This is a genomic window from Peribacillus muralis, from assembly GCF_001439925.1.
Lineage (GTDB): Bacteria > Bacillota > Bacilli > Bacillales > DSM-1321 > Peribacillus > Peribacillus muralis.
This window is the reverse complement of sequence record NZ_LMBV01000019.1, coordinates 11789-31680: the sequence shown is the minus strand read 5'-3', so window position 1 is coordinate 31680 and position 19892 is coordinate 11789. Positions and strand designations below refer to the sequence as shown.

At 39.5% G+C, this 19892-nt stretch carries 18 protein-coding genes and 1 pseudogene; 3 read left to right on the top strand and 16 right to left on the bottom strand.

The features are described 5' to 3' along the window. Positions 1 to 68: 68 nt before the first annotated feature. Positions 69 to 224 (top strand): DUF4021 domain-containing protein, encoded by a 156-nt coding sequence (locus ASU00_RS24670; RefSeq protein ID WP_236712775.1) that lies wholly within the window; start codon positions 69 to 71, stop codon positions 222 to 224. 201 nt (positions 225 to 425) lie between these two features. On the opposite strand, the gene ASU00_RS18440 is transcribed toward ASU00_RS24670, so the two are convergent. Then, positions 426 to 1019 carry a hypothetical protein gene (locus ASU00_RS18440; protein ID WP_057914943.1) on the bottom strand — a complete coding sequence of 198 codons (594 nt, stop codon included), beginning with the start codon at positions 1017 to 1019 and terminating at the stop codon, positions 426 to 428. A 172-nt stretch (positions 1020 to 1191) separates the two neighbouring features. Here ASU00_RS18440 and ASU00_RS18435 point away from each other — a divergent pair, with 172 nt between their 5' ends. Further along, positions 1192 to 2310: an NAD(P)/FAD-dependent oxidoreductase gene (locus ASU00_RS18435; protein WP_057914942.1), complete on the top strand. Its 1119-nt coding sequence runs from the start codon at positions 1192 to 1194 to the stop codon at positions 2308 to 2310. Between the two features lie 134 nt (positions 2311 to 2444). Here ASU00_RS18435 and ASU00_RS18430 read toward each other — a convergent pair whose 3' ends face one another. The 3 genes from ASU00_RS18430 to ASU00_RS18420 are packed head-to-tail and all read right to left on the bottom strand — an operon-like array spanning position 2445 to position 5393. Further along, positions 2445 to 2702, bottom strand: a complete 258-nt coding sequence (locus tag ASU00_RS18430) for a sporulation inhibitor A family protein (protein ID WP_057914941.1) — start codon at positions 2700 to 2702, stop codon at positions 2445 to 2447. A gap of 21 nt (positions 2703 to 2723) precedes the next feature. Then, positions 2724 to 3965 (bottom strand): 2,3-bisphosphoglycerate-independent phosphoglycerate mutase, encoded by a 1242-nt coding sequence (locus ASU00_RS18425; RefSeq protein ID WP_057914940.1) that lies wholly within the window; start codon positions 3963 to 3965, stop codon positions 2724 to 2726. Positions 3966 to 3983: 18 nt separating this feature from the next. Continuing rightward, positions 3984 to 5393, bottom strand: coding sequence for an SLC13 family permease (locus ASU00_RS18420; protein WP_057914939.1), 1410 nt, complete (start codon positions 5391 to 5393; stop codon positions 3984 to 3986). A gap of 303 nt (positions 5394 to 5696) precedes the next feature. Here ASU00_RS18420 and ASU00_RS18415 point away from each other — a divergent pair, with 303 nt between their 5' ends. After that, entirely contained in the window at positions 5697 to 6587 is an 891-nt protein-coding gene (locus ASU00_RS18415) for a LysR family transcriptional regulator (protein WP_057914938.1), read from the top strand. A 425-nt stretch (positions 6588 to 7012) separates the two neighbouring features. On the opposite strand, the gene ASU00_RS18410 is transcribed toward ASU00_RS18415, so the two are convergent. The 12 genes and pseudogenes from ASU00_RS18410 to ASU00_RS18355 all read right to left on the bottom strand — a co-directional run bounded on the left by ASU00_RS18410 (position 7013) and on the right by ASU00_RS18355 (position 19871). Then, positions 7013 to 7465 (bottom strand): VOC family protein, encoded by a 453-nt coding sequence (locus ASU00_RS18410; protein ID WP_057914937.1) that lies wholly within the window; start codon positions 7463 to 7465, stop codon positions 7013 to 7015. Positions 7466 to 7682: 217 nt separating this feature from the next. Further along, a complete protein-coding gene (locus ASU00_RS18405; RefSeq protein ID WP_152983792.1) occupies positions 7683 to 7940 on the bottom strand; it encodes a hypothetical protein in 258 nt (85 codons plus the stop codon). 625 nt (positions 7941 to 8565) lie between these two features. Continuing rightward, positions 8566 to 9138 carry a tyrosine-type recombinase/integrase gene (locus ASU00_RS18400; protein WP_236712774.1) on the bottom strand — a complete coding sequence of 191 codons (573 nt, stop codon included), beginning with the start codon at positions 9136 to 9138 and terminating at the stop codon, positions 8566 to 8568. Between the two features lie 631 nt (positions 9139 to 9769). Next, positions 9770 to 10957, bottom strand: a complete 1188-nt coding sequence (locus tag ASU00_RS18395) for a M20 metallopeptidase family protein (protein ID WP_236712773.1) — start codon at positions 10955 to 10957, stop codon at positions 9770 to 9772. A 186-nt stretch (positions 10958 to 11143) separates the two neighbouring features. Continuing rightward, positions 11144 to 12142: an asparaginase gene (locus tag ASU00_RS18390; RefSeq protein WP_057914934.1), complete on the bottom strand. Its 999-nt coding sequence runs from the start codon at positions 12140 to 12142 to the stop codon at positions 11144 to 11146. Between the two features lie 186 nt (positions 12143 to 12328). Next, positions 12329 to 14035 (bottom strand): annotated as a pseudogene (locus ASU00_RS18385) (adenine deaminase C-terminal domain-containing protein). A gap of 37 nt (positions 14036 to 14072) precedes the next feature. Further along, positions 14073 to 15545, bottom strand: coding sequence for a sodium:solute symporter family protein (locus tag ASU00_RS18380; RefSeq protein WP_057914933.1), 1473 nt, complete (start codon positions 15543 to 15545; stop codon positions 14073 to 14075). Continuing rightward, positions 15542 to 15739 carry a DUF3311 domain-containing protein gene (locus ASU00_RS18375; protein ID WP_057914932.1) on the bottom strand — a complete coding sequence of 66 codons (198 nt, stop codon included), beginning with the start codon at positions 15737 to 15739 and terminating at the stop codon, positions 15542 to 15544. Before ASU00_RS18375 ends, ASU00_RS18380 begins: the two co-directional genes overlap by 4 nt. 204 nt (positions 15740 to 15943) lie before the next feature. Beyond that, positions 15944 to 16288: a hypothetical protein gene (locus tag ASU00_RS18370; protein ID WP_057914931.1), complete on the bottom strand. Its 345-nt coding sequence runs from the start codon at positions 16286 to 16288 to the stop codon at positions 15944 to 15946. A gap of 458 nt (positions 16289 to 16746) precedes the next feature. After that, entirely contained in the window at positions 16747 to 17718 is a 972-nt protein-coding gene (gene uvsE / locus ASU00_RS18365) for a UV DNA damage repair endonuclease UvsE (protein WP_057914930.1), read from the bottom strand. Positions 17719 to 17872: 154 nt separating this feature from the next. Beyond that, on the bottom strand, positions 17873 to 18379 hold the full coding sequence (locus ASU00_RS18360; protein WP_057914929.1) for a PCYCGC motif-containing (lipo)protein: 507 nt from the start codon (positions 18377 to 18379) through the stop codon (positions 17873 to 17875). A 388-nt stretch (positions 18380 to 18767) separates the two neighbouring features. After that, the gene (locus tag ASU00_RS18355) at positions 18768 to 19871 is read right to left on the bottom strand and encodes a GerAB/ArcD/ProY family transporter (protein ID WP_057914928.1); all 1104 of its coding nucleotides are present in this window, start codon (positions 19869 to 19871) and stop codon (positions 18768 to 18770) included. Positions 19872 to 19892: the final 21 nt, after the last annotated feature.

The following is a 19892-nucleotide window of genomic DNA, read 5'->3' as shown; positions in this document are numbered from 1 at the left end:
AAAAAGCCCAATCATGAACGTATATTTATGTGGCCATCGAGAGACACTAGTAATTGGAGGTGATATGTTTGGACAAGAAAAATGAGCAAACAGAAAAGATTGATGATAAAAAGAAAAAAATCACGAACGACTTTGGGGCAGACCCAGATGAACAAGAGATGAATGGTCTGTATGGGATGCTGGAAACCGAATATGAAGATCGTCTTCATGACAAAGAAAAGTAACACTGCTTTTCTTCAGCATGTATGTTGAACTTCTTGATCGATCTTCTTTAGGTCCGTTACGGATTCACGACATAGAAAACAATCCAGAAAACCTTCGATATCCATATTTGATTACAAGTGGTCACTAACTATAGTGCCTTGTGAAAATGGGGTTGTCCCCAAAAGTCATGTTGTGACTTTTGCGACAGCCCCATTTTGATTTTACATATCTTCCTCAATCGTTTGAACAAGTGTAAAAAGAAACTGATGTATCAAATTAAAAGCTGCTTCCAATGACAAATCTTCTCGAAAGCCTTGGACATTGTTCAAAGCAAAATTGACATCCCAAAGTCCGTCGCCCTGGTTGAACATTAAACTGAATGATCCAATGTCTTCTTGAAGTTCCTTTTTTAAATACGTTTTTAAGGCTTCCCCCATTTTTTTCTGGAATTTTAATCCAAACATCGCGTTATAAGTACCGAATACATCATCACATTCCACAGAAAGTGCTTCAACACCGATCAAGTCGAACCATTCGGATTCAAAGTAAAGGAATTCTTCTTTATTTCTTTTCAAATATTCAATCGGTTGGGATAAAAAGGAGAAATTCTCTACAGCAATTAATTCCTCGCTTTCTTTATTGCTGCGTTCGATATAGGCATCTTTAAAACGGGATGTATTTTCTTTATCAATGATCGTGATATCCTCAGAAACCATTTCATGCTTTTCCACATAATCTCTTTCTTCTTTAAACAACTCAACCTCGTTTTCAAGGATGGATTTCGATATGTATGATTCCATTTGTTTTTTTAACATGGTATTACCTCCTAGTATCTTTTAAAGCTTGTGCAATTTCAATCATAGCATATTCACTACAAATAAAATAAGTTTGTGAAAGAAATTACAATATCGATTGTGGCAATCGTTTCATGTCTTCGATATAGTAGGGATAAGGGTTTATACATATGAGAGAAATGAGATGTTATAGATGCAAAAAATCATTGTCGTAGGAGCAGGGATTTTGGGAGCGTCCACTGCCTATCAATTAGCTAAAAAGGGAGCCGAAGTGATCATAATCGACCGCCAAGATGATGGACAGGCAACTTCTGCTGCAGCTGGAATCGTATGCCCTTGGATATCGCAAAGGCGGAATAAGGCTTGGTATCACCTTGCTAAAAATGGCGCGGCTTATTATCCTGGTCTGATTGAAGAACTTAAACGGGATGGGGAAACCGAGACAGGGTATGCCCAAGTCGGGGCCATTAGTTTACATACGGAAGAAGAAAAACTGAAAGCCATGAAGGACCGAGCGGAAAAACGGAAAGAAGACGCACCGGAGATGGGCACGATCACGTTACTTTCCCCTTTGGAAACAAAGGAATTATTCCCACCTCTCGCCCATGAATTTGCAGCGGTTCACGTTAGCGGGGCCGCTCGGGTAGATGGACGCGCGCTTCGAGACTCTTTACTGCGTGCATCGCAAAAAAACGGCGCTAAGTTCATGTATGGTGAGGCAATCCTTACATATGAAGATTCACAGGTGACAGGTGTAACAGTCCAAGATGAATTCATAGCTGCCGATAAAGTGATTGTCTGCGCCGGTGCATGGGCCTCAGAATTACTAAAGCCTCTTGGGGTGAATTTCAAAGTAAGCTTTCAGAAAGCTCAAATCATTCATCTTCAATTGCCAAATACGAGTACGAATGACTGGCCTGTTGTCATGCCTCCAAGTGATCAATATCTCCTTGCATTCGATCATAATAAAATCGTTGCAGGAGCTACTCATGAAAACATGGAAGTGTTCGATAACCGAATGACCGCAGGAGGTCTGCAGGAGGTTTTCAACAAAGCCTTGCATACTGCTCCAGGTTTGCTGGAAAGTACGTTTGTTGAAGCGAGGGTCGGCTTTCGTCCATTCACACCTGGATTCCTCCCAGTTATTGGTCCTTTGCCAGGTTGGGAAAACATAATCGTTGCAAATGGCCTTGGAGCATCAGGATTAACGATGGGTCCCTACATTGGCTCCCAATTGGCAAACCTTGCACTTGATGAAAAACTTGATATCGATTTAGAAAAGTATGATGTAAAAGGTGCTTTGGAAAAATAGATGTTCAGCTGCTACTTCGGTTTCTGCTGATAGGTGTCAAAAAAAAGATAAATGCTTCGTGAGAGCATTTATCTTTAACTAACTGGGGACGGAAAATTCCGGCTTGCAAAATGAGATTACTGATTGAACCTTAATTAATTGATTTCCATTTTGTACTGAGATTTCAATACCCAGGTTCCATGAACAGCATCATATTTCAATAAATGAGTGACTGTTCTGCAGACCAACATACGCCCTATTCTTCCAGTACCACTAATACCTAATTTCCTTTCCATCTGCCCCCTCTTTTTTTTAATCTTTTTTTCTAACAAGAAAATAAATTCTTGATCTAACCCTAATCTAAAAGCCTTTTTATCCACTATTGCCAGTAAATCATTAGTAATTCTCTGCATTTCAATTACCTCTTTTATATCCTAATTACCTTGTTTTTTTACAACTCCCATTAATCCATGCAGTGTTCTTACAAATTCATTCCCGGTTAAATGCCCTAATCCCCCATGGGCGCAAACCAGTTCACTATATTGCATGATACGATCTCTCCGAATTCCAGGGCCATGAATGAGGACCGGAACGGGCTCACCTGTATGCTCTCCGATTTCACAAGGCGTAGAATGGTCAGCAGCCAAAGCCAAATACACATTTTCAGGTAACTGCTGAACAATAAGCCCGACCATCTGATCGAACAGTTCAATTGCTTTTGCTTTTTCAAATGGTTCATTATCATGGCCCTTAACATCAGGCGCCTTTATATGGACGTAGACCATATCTTTTTCCGCAATCTCTTCTAGGGCCAGTCGAGCTTTTAATTCTAGATTTGTGTCTATATTTCCTGTCATACTGCTATCTGTAATCGTCTTAAAGCCGGCTAGTTGGGCAACACCTAATACCGTACTTTCTCCTGCAATACAGCTCCCACTAATTTTTAATTGTTGAACAATCGGATCCAGCTTGACCATTTGTCCAGCTCCCCTTGTCAGAATAAAGTTAGCGGGTAACTTCCCCTCAGCATTGCGCTCGATATTAACTGGGTGGGATGATAATATTGCATGGGACTTCTTAAGAAACATATTTAAAGTGGAAGCTGTTCTTTCAGCTTCCTTAGAAGCGTCCAAAGGTTCTACCTGATGATAAGGTTTACCGTCGTTCGGGGCTTTAGGATCGGAGTCACTAATTTTATCGCTTAACCCGTTTCCACGCAGGATTAACACAGCTCGATGTTCCGTAGCTGGTTTAAAAAAGACCTCTATAGTATCCTCAATCTCCATTCCATTAATAGCTTGAGCAATTTCGTCGGTTTTCTCGCGAATTCTTCCTGCACGTCGATCGACAACAATTCCGTTCTCATCCACCGTGGCAAAATTACACCGAAATACAATATCTCCAGGCTCGACTTCCATACCGATGCCTAAAGCCTCAATAGGTCCTCGCCCCGGATAATGATGAGGCTGATAACCGAATAAAATTAAATGTCCCATATCCGTTCCTACGGGAATGCCGGAACTAATTGGATTCATCATACCCGTTATCCCTTCAGAAGCTAGGCGATCTAGATTCGGTGTTTGAGCGTATTCCAATGGAGTTTTATATTCTAATAAGGGATGGGGGCGATCCCCTAATCCATCAGCAATTGCCATGATAACTTTTCTTTTCAACATGATGCTTTCCTCCTAATGTTATAACCCCAGTACGTTAAACCAAGTAAAATATAATAGACTGATAACGGAAGCGCCGATAAAGCAAGTAACAACCGCATACTTCATTTGATCCAAGACAGAAAAGTATCCTGTTGAAAAATAAATCGTATTAACTTTCGAATGTGGCGGAAGCGTAATTGTATAGGTCATAGTCATAGCAGCAGCTAGTGCGAGCGATACAGGATCCATACCCAATGTTTTAGCCAAAGCGATGAAAGCTGGGATCAAAATCGTGACTCTCACAGTTTTACTCGTAAAGATGAGATGGCTGTACATACTTAGGAAAATGACAACTACAGCAACCATCGTATGACTCATTTGGTCTATCCCTAAACCGTCAACTAACCTGCTGATTAGCCATACTGCTCCTCCAGATTCGTCCAATGCATTTCCTGCAGCATAGGCACCTGCAGCGAATATCATGAGTTCCCATTTGATGTTCGCATCTTTCCATTCAAGTATTCCCACTTTTGGAAGCAAGCAGAGGAGTGCTGCAATAACCGCAGTCTGTGCGGTGCTGATTTCAAAACCCAACCAACCTTCTTGATAGTCTCCCGTAGCCCACAAGAATACAGTAAGGAGGAATATGATCGTTGCTTTCTTCTCAGCTAAGGAGAAAGAACCTAATTTCTTCAGTTCGTCCTTGAGCGTACCCATTACATTTTCAAAGTTACCTTCTTCTTTTATTGAGAATAACTTTAACCCTATCGTAAAGGTGATTGCCATCGTGATGATAGACGCAGGCATCGAGGCAAAAAGCCAATCCATATAACCGATGTCACCGCCCGCTTGCTCGTTAATGAAACCGACTGCAATGATGTTACCAGCAGTAGCCGTCATGACGCCCGAAGTAGCAAGAGCATCCGCTTGGAGACCTTGAAGCATCATTATTTTCCCAAGTGGACTTTTCCCTGGGATTGCTCGATATACTTCCAGCAAAATCAAGCAAATTGGCATCATTAGTGTAGCTCGTGCTGTCGTGGACGGAACGAAAAACGCCAACACAAAATTGATAACGACTAAAACAATCAGAGTTCTTTTCGGTGTTTTACCAAATCTCGTGACCATCCATAAAGAAAATCTTCTTCCTAAATTAGACTTCATCATTGCAGAAGTAAGGACAAACGCGGAAACCATTAACCAAATAACGTCAAACCCTAATGTTCCAAAAGCAACTTTTTGATCTTCAACGGCTCCGATTAATGGAAGCATCAAAATCGCAATGAGCGATGTCAGGTATATCGGGATTGGAGTTGTTACCCAAAGGACCAAAGCAGCAACGAATACGGCTATTGATTTTTGTGCTGCAGGTTCCATCCCTTCTGGCGTAGGCATGAATATCAATAATAAAAAAGCAATAATAGCGATGGGAATTCCCCATTTTTTCATTCCTAAATCCCGCCTTTCTTCTTAAATGGTGAGTAAGTGCCATCCCTTTCATCTTTTTTCTCAGCCATCTTGGATTCTCCTTGTATCAGTCATGTATTCGCTTTCATTATATTGAATCTAAAACTATGAAACAATTTGATTTTTTTTTAAGAATCATAAAGAAATGTTATAGTTAACAGTCTTAAAAAATCTCATCCTTTTTATTTGTCCTTTCTTTTATTTTCACGTAAAACGATTAAACAATTTGGTATAATTTTATAAATAATAAGAAAACGTTATAGTTGAGGGGAAGGATCATGAAATATGAACTTAACGAAGCTGCAAACCTTTATCACACTATCTGATTGTTTAAACTTTACCCTGGCGGCGGAGAAACTTTATTGTTCACAACCGGCTGTAAGTATGCAAATTCAAAGTCTTGAGAGGGATTTAGGGTTTCCCCTTTTTGACCGTATCGGAAAAAAGCTTTACTTAACTAAACAAGGTGAGCATTTCAAACCATATGCGGAACAAATGATTAATCTATATCATTCATCCAAAGAGCATATTAAGCAGCTAGACAACTTAGCTTATGGAACGTTATCCTTCGGAGCGAGTAATTTTGTTGGAGTGTACCTTCTTCCCACTATCCTCAGTGACTTTAACAATAAATACCCAGGCATCAAGATTATCATGGATATTACATCTTCAAGTCAATTGATTCATAAGTTGGAGTCCAAGAAATTAGAGGTTTTGGTTCTCTCTGATCGAATACCAATTGATGAAAACCGTTTTCAATTCAAAAAATTTCATCAAGATGAGCTTGTTCTAATCGTCAATAACCAACATCGGCTTGCTCAAAAAGATGAGTGTACCTTAGAGGATTTGATCGATGAAACGTTGATTTTGAAACCTAATAAATCTGCTACCCGAAATTATTTGGATGGGGAATTTAAAGAATATGGATTCAGTTTTCCAAAGTATATGGAGATAAGTAACCTGGAAGCAATCAAACAAAGCGTAATTCATGGTCTTGGCGTATCAATCGTCTCTGGTTTTTCCATTAAACAAGAAATTAAAAACGGATTATTAGTTGAGGTTCCAATAAAGGGAGTAAAATTTCTAAGGGGAATTAGGTATATTTATCATCGAGGCTCACATCTTTCACCGGCTACAAGGGAATTTCTCTCTCTGCTGGATCAAAAGTCCATTTAAATCATCTCTTGTTGTTCGGTCACCATGACGTCATTTAGGGTGTAAATCCAGAATGTCGGATATTATCCGCTTATGGTAGATTTCTTCAATATCCTCCCTAGTGATGGGTGTCATGATTGCTCCTTTATGCGGAACCATCTCGACCAACCCCTCTCCCTACCCTCAATATTTAAACACCGCTTACACCATGCTTCACCAAAATTCCCTACAAGCTAATGTACTCACAGCCTAAAAAAGATTACATGAAAAAGTCCAATTTCTCACCAAAAATAGAGAAATTGGACTTTTTCGTTACTTTAGAAAAACATCCTGTAGTTTAAGAGAGTCCCGCAGCGTGAATGCTGTGTTATCACACTGCTTTTCTGTTTCAATTTAAACTTCAGTAAAATATATTTCAGTAAAGGCTTTTATAAAACGTCACTTAGTTATTTGTTACCGAGTTGTTCCGCCAAACCGATTAGAAGTCCTTCGGCTCCACGTATGTAGCAGAGCCGATACGAATCCTCGTACTGAACCACTTCGCCAACGAGCTGAGCACCATGCTTAGTGAGCCTGGATACCATTTCGTCAATGTCTTCAACGGTGAACATGACGCGTAGATAACCGAGGGCGTTTACAGGAGCAGTCCGGTGATCTGATATAGTAGGTGGGGTGAGAAATCGCGAAAGTTCAATTCGGCTGTGGCCATCTGGGGTAACCATCATAGCAATCTCTACACACTGAGAACCCAATCCGGTTACGCAACCAGCCCATTCACCTTCGACAGTGGTCCGCCCTTCGAGGTTCAAGCCAATCTCCTCGAAGAAAGAGATTGCGTCATCAAGGGATTCTACAACGATGCCGACATTGTCCATTCTTAGTAATTTGTTTTTTGTCATAGTTTTATCTCCTTGTTTGTAAAAAATTTTATCTATCATCTTCTTGAGTATTCTATTAAAAAGTTACAAAATCCTTCCAAACAAGTCTCCATTAGGATAATTGGGTATGGTGCAAAAACACTCGGTAGAAACATAGATATAGGTGTAACGACATATTCTCATCAAGCTAACCCAAAGAATACTTAATCTCGACTTTTAACAATGACAACCTTGTTCCCTATAAACAAATAATATCTTTCGTTTCCTGAGAGTCATTTGCTGCCAGAGTAACCCTTAACGTTTCAAGTCCATTTTTGTAATCAGAAAGGATTAAACTTTTATCTTTGGAGCGAACCGCCTCAATAAAGGCATTATCCTGTTCTTCATAAAAATCGACTTTTGAATGATACGTTATGGTACGATCTTCTTCTACAATCGTTAAATCAGTTCCATCAATGGACAAACGGAAATTATTACCTAGTAGTTCTACACCCATCCGATGATCTGGTTGAATAAAGGAACTATCAATATGCCCAACTGCTCCTGATTCCAGTAAAAAGTAAACAGAAGATACATCTGGAATATCAATATTTCTGAAATAGTTGAATTTTATATAGGTATTTGCACAACATACTTTAAATGTGTGTTCTCTTTAATGTTCTATGGTGACACTAAAGATGCGGATTTAGGAAATACTAAAGGTTTTTAATTACCATAATAATATTATGTAAACTAAAAAATGATAAATAAACAATCAATTTTTGTTAACAAAGAAAGACTGTTTTCTTTTTCACCTCCATCCCCCAAAAATTATATGTTTTCCAGCTTTCCATCCTCCATATCCGATATATGCCCTATTTGGTGAATTTCTCGGGCATTGACATGGCGCATGAACTTTACAGCCTCATTATATTAAATACAAACTCCCTCACAGGAAAGCGTTGTCCAGCACACTCTTCAACTTTTTGAAAGAGAGTATGCAAAATACTTAACACTCCACCAGTCCTGTTTAAACCTTCACTCCAATGAGACCATTATTCTCTTGCAATCCAATTATATCGAAATAATGTTTGCAAGCGGTACCATCGTATGAAAAGATCGCGAAAACACGCAAACCTTCTTTAAAAATAAAAATCCATCAACGTTTCGTCCATTAAATCCTGAGTGAGTCCTATGTAAATCATCGTATCCTTTGGATTGGAGTGATTCAAGATTTGCTGCAGTAATGCAATGTCCTTGAATTTTTGATAATGCAAATACCCGAAGGTTTTTCGAAGTGTATGTGTACCGACATCAGGAATATCTGCCATTTCGGCAGCTTTGTTTAATACCCTGTAGGCTTGTACCCTGGTGATTGGACCATTTCCTTTTCGACTTGGAAACAAAAAATGTTCATTTTTTAGATTCATCTTCCGGACATATTTCTTAACTTCCTTTCGAAGTTGAGGATTGACAAGAAACCGTTTGATTTTTTCGGTCTTTTGCTCGACGATGACGATATGCGTACCTTCAAGAATATCCTTCACTCGCAACTTCAAAAGATCCCCTATACGTAACCCGATGTTAATTCCAATTGAAAACATTATATAGTCCCTATAGCTACAATATTTTAATAGAGACTTTTTCATCTTTTCTATATGATCCAGACGGCGTATCGGCTGGACATTCTTGATTTTTTGAGAGGCTGCTTGCATAACTGTTCATTCCCCTTTCCCCTTCTTTCATTGTACGTGAAGAGCGGAAAAAAAGGCAAGTTTTTTAAATTATAATACCCTTCAGAACGCTGATTTAAAGGGATTCCGAATGTATCAAAAGGAGTCCTTTGTTACATTCGGAATATTCTTATAAAAATGAACGTAAATACTCTCTTTTCTAGCAATTATCTTCAACGGCATTTACAGGCTCACTGTGCGTTTTTATATCATTCTTGACCAATGACTCTAGCTTTTTAAAACTACACCTTTACTCGCTAAATATGGAGGTCGTTTTTTTTAGTTCTTTCTACTATTTTATATGGAATAATCTAAAATCTTCCATATTTCCCGTTATTCAAACTGCCATATAAATTAAAGGTATTAATCACTGTGTGCCGACCGGGAATCTCCTTTACAATTCACTCCTGCTGAAAACGGAGAGAGTACTTCTAATGCCCGTGCAATGATTCCTAAATTATGGAATGAAAATTTTAATTCAGTCCTAGATCGAAATACGATCTTTAGAATCAAATTAAAAATTGGAACCTGAACAAGAATTTACAAAAATTCCCCAATCACGTTTGCCCCCTTTTTGTAAGTGTTTATCGAGGTTGATTCATGATTGGTCAGCTTACTCCTCATTCAAAAAAGTTAAAATCATTTGGGATGCAAGGGCGACACCATATTTCAAAGAAAGCAAATTAACGCGGAACTTCGGATGATGCCATGGAAACTTCTCTTGATCATCCATTCCTGTTCCCCAATAGATAAACACAGAAGGAATAGATTGAGCGAAGTAGACAAAATCGTCTCCGCTCATATAAGGGTTTTCCAATTCAACCATGCTGTTTTTGCCAATGCAAGTTTCTGCAGCTTTCTTTGCTAACTGGGTCATTCGCGCGTCATTCCAAGTGGCAGGATATCCCCGTTCATATTCGTACGTGTATGTTCCTCCCCAAAAATTCGTAATTGACTGTAACAGTGCTTCAATTTTTGCATCAATGGCGTCTTGTGTTTCCTTTTTAATCGTTCGCACCGTACCGGCCAAATCTACCCGATCCGAAATAGCATTTGATGTGTATCCTCCCTCTATCCGCCCAATGGTTATAACAGCATTATCAAGTGGTGATACCTGCCTTGCAACAATGTTTTGTATACTTGATATGAATTGTCCAGCCATCGCTACAGCATCAACGCTTTGGTGCGGTGCTGCCGCATGGCCGCCTTCTCCAATTAAAGAAATATATATTCGATCACTACTTGCAAGCATATAACCGTCTTTCACTTCGAATTGACCTGGTGATAAATAAGGGTTTGTATGAATGCCAATTGCCGCATCTACCTTTGGATTTTCTAAAACCCCTTCTTCGATCATACGTATAGCTCCTCCAGGATGAACTTCCTCCGATGGTTGAAATACGAGTTTCAGCGTTCCTTTTAATTTTGTTTTCTTTTCTTGCAGCAAAGCACCTACCCCTAAGCCAACCGTAATATGTGCATCATGTCCGCAAGCATGCATCGCCCCCTCTTTCTTGGATGAGTAATCCAATTTTGTCTGTTCTGTAATGGGTAAAGCGTCAATGTCCGAACGCAGGAGAATGGTCTTTCCTGGTTGGTCTCCGTGAATTTCGGCACAGATTCCCGTGTTTGCCATTTTCCTGTATGGAATATTGAGCTTCACCAATTCAGTTTCAATGAATTTCTGTGTTTCAAATTCGTGGGCACTTAATTCGGGATATTGATGAAGATGTTTATAAACGCTTTGAAGATAAGTTTCGAGTTTTTCTTCTATATAGTTCAATCTAATTTCTTTTTCCACAAAATCACCGCTTTCTAAGTTATTAGCTGACAAGACTCTTACTTGCCCTGAAATTGGAAAATTTACGAATTGTACTTTGTGCATCTGGAATTAATGCCATGTTAACCGGTTGGTCCCTCCAAGTCTCCGAAAAAACCTATGATGGTCAATCACTTTAGCAACTGTATCGACCCATAGCAATCCATACTAATATATTTGAAACATGCGTTGAATTTCCGTTGTTTGATTTGTTTTGGTTAAGGCAAGCTGGAGTAGAACCCTGGCCTTTTGTGGGTTTAAATTGTCAGATGCAAGAAAATGACTTTTCATGTCAATCGGTTTTGTGGTTACCATTCCATTTCCGATCCGGGAAGTACTTACAATCACCACTCCCTGTTTGCTAGCATCTTGCAGCCCTTGTCGAGTTAGAGGGAAAATTCCGCCGTTACCTGTGCCTGCATGCACAACTCCAGCTGTACCTGCATTAACCGCAGCATCAATCAGATCTCGTGTGTCCTGACTATGCGCATACAAAATATCAACCCGCGGCAGTTGAGATATTCCCGTTACATCAAATTCGGAATCTACTGTATGCCGCCTTAAGCTTTTATAATAAAAATGCGGCTTATTATCTAGCATGTAGCCTAATAATCCAGCTTCAGGCGAAGCGAATGCATCAGTAGCGGTAGTATGAAGCTTACTTGTATCTCTCGCTGAACCAATCCTGCCATTTAATGAGATTAATACACCATGTCCTCGGGCGATATTACTTGCAGCCAGTGCCACGCCATTGTATAAATTGAGCGGCCCATCTGCGCTGAGGGATGTGGCCGGCCTCAACGCTCCTACCATTACGACGGGCTTTTCACTTTTTACGGTGAGATGAAGAAAATAAGCGGTCTCTTCCAATGTATCGGTTCCGTGTGTAATTACTACTCCATCGCAATGGGGCTGCCAAAGCAATTCATTTACCTTCCGGGCTAACTGCAGCCATACCTCATCCGTGATAGCGAAACTAGGGATGTTTGCAATTTGATATCCATTTACCTCTGCCAGGCTATAAACATCCGGTACTGCGTCTATCAAGGACTCTATCGTAAGAACGCCTGCCTCATATTGAGTCGTTTGCGTGATATTGGCTCCTTTTCCGGCAATAGTCCCCCCTACTGCGAGGATTGTAATCCGGGGCAGTTTTTCTTTTTTCATAGGTATATTCCTCCTTTCACTTTTTGTCCCACACTATGTAACATCGCAAGAAATAAAGCTTTTCATCTCGGATTGTACAGACTGCAAGCTGATTAAACTCACTTTAGCATTTTTATCTTTCTTCTCTGCCCAGATGGTTATTGGCTTAGTTCCCCCTAATAGTCCTAGCATGGATAGGTCAATTGGTTAGATAATCAATGGAACGATTTCACTTTCATTCACTTTTACCAAGCCTAAATCTGTAATTTTTAATTCTGGACTAACCGGAAGGGAATGGGTGCTAAACGACATGATCGGATTGTAATGCTTGTACCCTAAACTCTCAATCGCTTTGCGTAACTCTTTCATTTCACGAGCAACTTGGTCGAGTGGTGCTTCTGATAGAATTCCTCCCACGGGAAGTTTCAGGAATGAGAGGACTTTCCCATCTTCCGCTACGCAGAACCCACCTTGATTCTCGATGATGGTATTTGCCGCAAGCTGGGCATCCTTTTTGTTTTTAGCAACAACGAGGAGATTGTGATTATCGTGTGAATAAGTGGAAGCGATTGCTCCTTTTTTGATTGTATCTCCTCTAACTAATCCAAGTGCCTTGTTTCCATTGATTCCGTATCGTTCAAATACACCAACCAGACAATGCTTGCTCTCTTCCCACTGCAATTGCTTATCTTTCACTTGCAAGAGGTCCACGACCTCCTTGGTAAATGTCGTACCATCTGAGACTACCATCACCCGGCACGCCACTTTCCCTCGTTCAGCATGTGTATGAATAGTAAAATCCTCTAACGTTAAGGATGGTATTTTGATACTTTGGTAGAACTCGTCAGGAAAAGTCGTCATTGGTTTTTCCTTTTTGTACGTTTGTGTTTGATCGAATACCTTTTGACCATTTTTATATACTTGTTAAATATCAAACGTTTCAAGATTTTCAATCAGAAGAAAGTCTGCGATTTTATTAGGTGCAATCAGTCCGCGATCATACATCCGCATTCTTTTTGCAGGTGTTACCGTACTGGCATAAATCGCATCCTCCGGTCGCAGTCCAAGCAAAATGGCTTTTTTTACGAGGTGGTTCAAGTGACCTTTTTCCACAAACGAATCAGGCATCACATCATCCGTAACAAAACAAAAGTATTCTCCTCGATTTTGTTCAGCCAGATACTGAATGATTTCCTTTGTCATCGATTTTTCCTGAAGCTCGATGAACATGTTCAGCCTCATTCGTTCATCCATACCGGCGATTGTCTGCTGGGTGTGATCAGAATCAATACCGGCAAAAATGAAAGAGGTAAGCTCCACATCCATCAGCTTGGGACAATGACCTTCTATAGGAAGATGAGGATAGTTCTTTTTAACGTGACGGACGATCTGGTTTATTTTACTATTGGGCTCAGAAATCACTTTAGCATAGTCCATGACCTCCCCAAGACAGATTACCTGTTTTTCCTTTACCAACTCGTCGATTTCTGAGATGCCGATAACTCCGCCTGTTGTCTCCAACGTCGTAGCAGGTACCGAGCTAGGAATTCCGTAAAAGATGTCTGCCACACAATCCTTACTCATGCGAATCATTTCCTGAATCCCCTTCAGACCAAATACATTAGCCATTTCGTGAGGATCGGCAACAATTGTCGTTACCCCATTTGGTATCAGCCCATGTGAAAATGTAGGGGGCGTTACCATTGTGCTCTCAATGTGCAAGTGAATATCAATCAAACCAGGAATCATATAGCGATCCTTTCCAGCAACCACTTCGGTTGCTGGAAAGCTTTCTTCTCCTTTTCCCCCAATATACAAGAACTTTCCGTTCAAAACCGCTACGTTTCCGTGAACAAAGCTTTTTAATGTATGGCTGTACACATGGACATCGGTGATTAGCAAGTCTGTTTGCATGTTGATCCTCCTATCTTATTATCTCTAGTCTCCGAAACTAATTGGATAGTTGAGAATCTACCATTGTCGCTTCTTTATGAGTTATGAAGCTCACGACGACCAGAACTAAGGCATTCAATATCAGTGCAATAAATCCAATGTTAATGTCTGTAATGAGCGAGGGCCAATCTGGAAAAAGCGTGACAAGCTGTGTTTTGGTGATAGTGAAATAAGCAAGGAAAATGGTGCCAGCTATAATTCCCCCAAAAGCTCCCTGTTTGGTTACGAAAGGTTTTTTCATTAAGCTAAATATGAATGCTGGGAACAACTGGGTCAAAATTGAGGAAGCAAAAATGCTCAGTTCCACGATGAAATTACCGCCTTGGAAAACGAAGTAAAGTGACAGCAGTGCAAAGATAGGAACCAAAGCTCTCGCGACGAACATAACACGAGCATCAGTGGCTGTAGGTGCAGCAACTTGGTATATATTTTTAGCAAATAACGTAGAAGCGTTCAATAAAATCATGGAGCCGGGTACTAAAGCTGTCAGTAATCCTGTACCACCGACGATTCCAACAAACCAAGGATTGAACGTTTCTTTAACGACACGAAGCAAAGCAAGATCTGCGTCCGTTCCTTCCAAGTCAGGAACTTGCAAGATTGCCGCAAAACCTACAAAGAAAATCAAAACAATCAAAATTTGATACAACGGCATGATTATCGCGTTTTTACGCAATGATTTGGCGCTTTTAGCGGAATAAGTTGCTTGGAAAGAATGAGGGTACATCCAATAACCAAGACCTACTACCAGAATGGTGGACAAATACCAGGAAATGCTTTGTCCTTTAGAAGGGAGAGTAAGAAATTCCGGTTTTGCTGCATCAATCGCTTGGAACATGGAATCAAAACCGCCATAATAGTGAAGAGGCAGGTAAATCCCCAAAAAGAGTGCAATCCCTAAAATAATAACGTCTTTAAATGCGGCAATGCTGGCAGAACCGTGAATACCGGATATGGTTACATATACGATCATCGTAAGGACCCCAATCCACATAGCCATGCTAGGTGAAATCAAACCATAAGAAGTTTCAGAAACGATGATCCCCAAACCTTTCAGTTGAATCATCAACAAGGAGTTCAAACCCAAGACAGCTACGATGGAAACTACAATACCAAGTGCAGGACTTTTGTACTTACTTGAAAAGAAATCCGGGAATGAAAGCAGCTTGTGTGCTTTGGCGTATTTCCAAACTGCCGGTAACATCCAATAAGACATGATGAATGCGAGGCAGCCATAGCCTAAAATGTAAAAGGCAGGTGCACCTTTGCCGTAGGTATAACCACTTGCACCTAAAAACGTAAATGTCGTATAGTTTTCCCCAGCCATTAACAGAAAAACGAAAAGCGTACCAAAGCCCCTGCCACCCACTGTCCACTGCTCAAGACTCATTTTTTTTCCTTTTTTCGCACGAATCCCCACAAACAGAGCAAACAGCAAGAAGAAAGTAATAATCAAGAGTGCGCTATTCATTCATTTTCCTCCTTATTGATAGGATCCAATTTGTAGATAATCAGCATAATTCCTGAAGAGATAACCAGCCAAAGAGTATGCCAAAACAGTAAGAAGGGCATTCCGAGTACAATCACATTCACTTTGCTCGCAAAAACGCTACCTACAAGTATTCCGATAAATGGAATACATCCAAGAAGATAAACTGGTTTCAAAAAAAACTCCTCCTTTTCCTTTGAAATTCCTTATTAAAGCTGGGTAATATAAAAAAATAAAGAGCGCTTGTATAGAAAGTCAAATCCTTTCTAACAAGCGCTCCTTACTTCGTAAACAAAGTAAATGGCTACTCATCTTTTCCATATACGTCCCTTCTCTTAAGAATTGATCAAAAGAGTCGTGACAAATTAGATATCCTTTTATTAATTCTCCGCGAGAATGACTTCCGTAACAGACCATTGGGTAGCATAATCGTAATCGCGCAGTATTACTTCAATCTTTAGATCAAATTCCTGCTCCAAAAATTCCTTGATTCGTTTCTTGAATATCTGACACATCTGAAAGTCTACTTCTCGTTTTAGTGCCGGAACCTCACATTCTAACGCAAGTGATTGCGGAGTCCGTCTATGCTTCGTACGAAAAGTGATAAATTGATCGGCAATTTCTATCTTTAACAAAGTTGTACCGGCCCCAAACAGTCCTTTGCACACCTCGTTGTATATAATGGTCAGCTTCTTCTTCATTTCATTAGAATCAGTAAGGTACATGCTATCACCCGAAAGAGATTTTTTGTAAGCGCTTCCTCGGGGTAATTATACCTATATCACACGATTAACGCAACCGCTTTTGTGCTAATTTACCTGCTTCCGTTCTTTATAGACTCTAAAATAGAACGTCTATTCGTTTCTAATACTGCGTTAAAGAAGCAAAAAAATGCCACTTACATGACAGAAAGATGGTATATTAGTGTGAATTTTACGGTTGTTATTATGCGACTAAAAATACTTGAAAATTTTTATAAGGATGGTACTTTTCTGTGTAATTGAACAGTCTCATTCACGTAATTAGCTAGTGAAATCCCCTTTCTTTGAATATATCTCCTTTCTTCCTGCGTTTTTTGTTTTAATGCCGTTTTATAATTTACAATAATAACGTTATGTAAACTTAATGAGTGCGATAAAGAGAAACTAAGCCTTCTCCTCTTTACCTACTATTACAGAGCTGGTTAATGAATATAAAAGCTGGCTTCATCAATGATTTCTATATCTTTGTATGCTTTAAGCTGATTCATCAAGTGGAAAAGTGCTTCATCCTTTTGTTTAGCTTCAATCATGCAATCCAGCTGAGGAACCGTTCCTTTTATCTGTTGCAAAAAATCCATGAACATCGCTGCATCCACATACTCAGCGTGTGCCCTATATTCTTTCTCCGACCTTGGGCTTGAAATATGCATCTTGGGGGGCAGTTTTGAATTTCTCCAGCTAGTAATAATTCGATCCCAATGCTCTGTCCAGTTTTCATCGGGTAAATGATGAGCAAGGTAGTGGTGATAATCAAAAACCATGGGAATCCCCAGTTTTTCACATAAGTAAAGGGTTTCCGACAATGTATAGGTTGTATCATCGTTCTCGAGAATGATCATTCTTTGAATCGCTTCAGGTATCAAGCCCCAATTATGGATGAATTGTTCCAAAGCCTGTTCGTGTTCACCGTAACCGCCGCCAACATGCAAAACACAGCGATGCTCAGGGTCCAACCCCATATTCCGCAATAAAATATGATGAATTTTCAAGGTTTTTAAGGATGTTTTCAGAATATCAACATTGGAGCTATTCAAGACGATAAAATGATCTGGGTGGAAATCTATTCTCATCTTTGGATGTTTGGCGAGGAAGCTTTTTATTTTGGCAAGCTCATCTGAGATTGGCTCAATGTAATCCCATTCTTGGATTTCTGGATGATTGGCTAGTGGAATCAGCTTAGATGAAAGTCTAAAAAACTGTATCCGGTTCGTTTCGTTATGAATCAGCAAACGCCAACAATTATGAAGGTTGGAAATGGAAATGCGCTCGAGTTTCCTTATGGCTGCATCTCTGTCCTTAATTTTTGAAAACTGAGCAAAGGTCATCGTCTGGGATGGTGAACAGTTTGGGACATGAGTACTCATGGCTACATAACCAAGGCGGATTAGTGTCAATTGAATATCTCCCTTACTTTTAATTATATACTGGAAGTATTCCCTATCACGCTCAGGATATATTACTTATGTCCAAGAAATCCGTTTTTTAGGAAAAATAAACACCGGCCTTTATCCGAATGTAACCAGAAAAAGACCATTGCTCAACACTTCGTTACACTTGTGGAGTGGGAGTCGGTTTTGCATATCCACTTTTATATTTTTCGTCCACTTTTTTCCTGATTTTTTTAATGTTCATGCCGTCATTCCAGTCCAATATCGATTGTGCTGCAATTTCCAAGCAAACGCCGCACTTCGTTCCATGGTCGTCCCAAACCACTTCACCATTTTGTTTATTCTCATGGATAAAGCAATCATAGTTGTTTTTATGATTTGCTGATTCCCCGCAACCGCAGTAGCAAGGGATTTTTTCTAATAGATCTTTATTTTGGGCGACCGCTAAATAGATGGTCTTCATGTCTTCCGGTTTTCCTGATAAGAAATTTGGCGGGATTTCCTTACTTGCGGTTCCTTCCTGGACATCAGCTGATGCTTCATGCTCAGAATGTCCTTCATGGCTGGTTTCTTTTTTTTCCACAACACTTTTTTCTTCAGTTGCACAAGCAGAAAGCAATAAAGAAGAACACATTCCAAAGGTCACCGTCATTATTTTAAGATTCATTTTTACACTCCTTAATGGTTTGTATACTACCATTTTATGGGGAGTATGGTATTTCTACAACCATAAGATTTCTAAATATAAGGATCTAAAATGACTTTTTGGTACGTGTTCATACATAATTTTAACGTATTAACCACAATGTAAGAAAAAAGAATGAGGTGATATATTAGTGAGAGCGCTACCATCGTTGTCTATCTTGTTTAGCACATATTTACTTATTATTCTTATTGATAAGTTACAAGGCTTGAGTATATTGCACTCTTTCTATAGTATCAAACAATATTTGATAGTAGCCCGTGGAGAAGATCACTTCCTGCTCTTTTTATTTACGGCAATCTTTCTATATTTGGTCATATTCTCAGCCTTCAAAAACCGGCAGCCTCCTTCTTCATGAAACTGCTGGTTTTAATTTTTGTTTAATGGAGGCGGTAAGCAATAATAGAATGGGAATACCAATGAGCAATGGTAAATGTAAAAGGTAAGGGACAATTTTTAACCCTTCATTTATATGTGCCTGATAGCTAGGAGCAATCATTATCGAAGAGATGAAAATAACTCCGCCAACCAGATAAATGAAGATAGGAGATGGTTTCATTTGAAATAAGTCCGCTGCGCCAATAATGGCACAAAAGAAAAAGATCGAAATCTTGATGAAGCCTAAAATGATCATTAAAATAAGAATCAGTGAATCCAGTCTTTCAATAAAATCAGCGATATTAATATAACTCACAGCTGTAAGAGAAGGGAAATTAGACCTAAGGACCGCCTCTGGACCTAATACAGACAAAAGCATGATTGAATTAAGAGTTAAAGAAACTCCACCAAGAATTATTGCAAAGAAGCCCACTTTAACGGCAGAACCACTTTTATTCAAATACGGAAGAATCATCGTAAACGTAATCAACTCTCCAAAAGGTACTGTGATACCTGTAGGAATCATCTCTTTCCAAACCATTCCCCATCCGTTGCCTAATACAGGCTGCAGGTTTTCCAATTTTGTATATCCTCCTAGTACAAACATTATGTTCAGAATAAAAAGCGCCATGATAATAATGACAAAGCATAAACAAGCCACACGGGCAAATGCTTCCAAACCTAAATGAACACCATAAATTATAACAAGTATCATGCATATGCCCAGCGTTATGATCGAGGTGCGTCTATACGTAGAACTAATTAATAATTCTTCAAAATCGCGTAATACTCTCGAAGCCAGATATACAAAATAGATGATATAGAGAAAACTCAATGCACTGCCGATATATTTACCCCAAATTTTTCGTATATAACCGGTCATCGGTAAGTCAGGGTACTTTTTAAATAAAGAAATATACACAAAATACAGTAAACAACCAAAAAGGGTTGATAAGAGATTCACAATCCAAACATCCTGCTTGGCGCCCTTTCCTATAGTAAGCAATAAATTGCTGCCAAACATAAAAATGAGCATCATACAAAACAATTGGAAACCATCAATTTTTATTTTAGGCAATGCATCCTCACATCCTCCATC

Bases quoted from the DNA above. Each gene is read 5' to 3' on its own strand.
- ASU00_RS18435 (WP_057914942.1), top strand. From the start codon at position 1,192: ATGCAAAAAATCATTGTCGTAGGAGCAGGGATTTTGGGAGCGTCCACT.
- ASU00_RS18400 (WP_236712774.1), bottom strand. From the start codon at position 9,138: ATGCAAGCAGCCTCTCAAAAAATCAAGAATGTCCAGCCGATACGCCGT.
- ASU00_RS18370 (WP_057914931.1), bottom strand. From the start codon at position 16,288: ATGTACCTTACTGATTCTAATGAAATGAAGAAGAAGCTGACCATTATA.
- ASU00_RS18430 (WP_057914941.1), bottom strand. From the start codon at position 2,702: ATGCAGAGAATTACTAATGATTTACTGGCAATAGTGGATAAAAAGGCT.
- ASU00_RS18380 (WP_057914933.1), bottom strand. From the start codon at position 15,545: ATGAATAGCGCACTCTTGATTATTACTTTCTTCTTGCTGTTTGCTCTG.
- ASU00_RS18390 (WP_057914934.1), bottom strand. From the start codon at position 12,142: ATGAAAAAAGAAAAACTGCCCCGGATTACAATCCTCGCAGTAGGGGGG.
- ASU00_RS18420 (WP_057914939.1), bottom strand. From the start codon at position 5,393: ATGAAAAAATGGGGAATTCCCATCGCTATTATTGCTTTTTTATTATTG.
- ASU00_RS18440 (WP_057914943.1), bottom strand. From the start codon at position 1,019: ATGTTAAAAAAACAAATGGAATCATACATATCGAAATCCATCCTTGAA.
- ASU00_RS18360 (WP_057914929.1), bottom strand. From the start codon at position 18,379: ATGAATCTTAAAATAATGACGGTGACCTTTGGAATGTGTTCTTCTTTA.
- ASU00_RS18425 (WP_057914940.1), bottom strand. From the start codon at position 3,965: ATGTTGAAAAGAAAAGTTATCATGGCAATTGCTGATGGATTAGGGGAT.
- ASU00_RS18410 (WP_057914937.1), bottom strand. From the start codon at position 7,465: ATGACAAAAAACAAATTACTAAGAATGGACAATGTCGGCATCGTTGTA.
- ASU00_RS18415 (WP_057914938.1), top strand. From the start codon at position 5,697: ATGAACTTAACGAAGCTGCAAACCTTTATCACACTATCTGATTGTTTA.
- ASU00_RS18405 (WP_152983792.1), bottom strand. From the start codon at position 7,940: ATGGGTGTAGAACTACTAGGTAATAATTTCCGTTTGTCCATTGATGGA.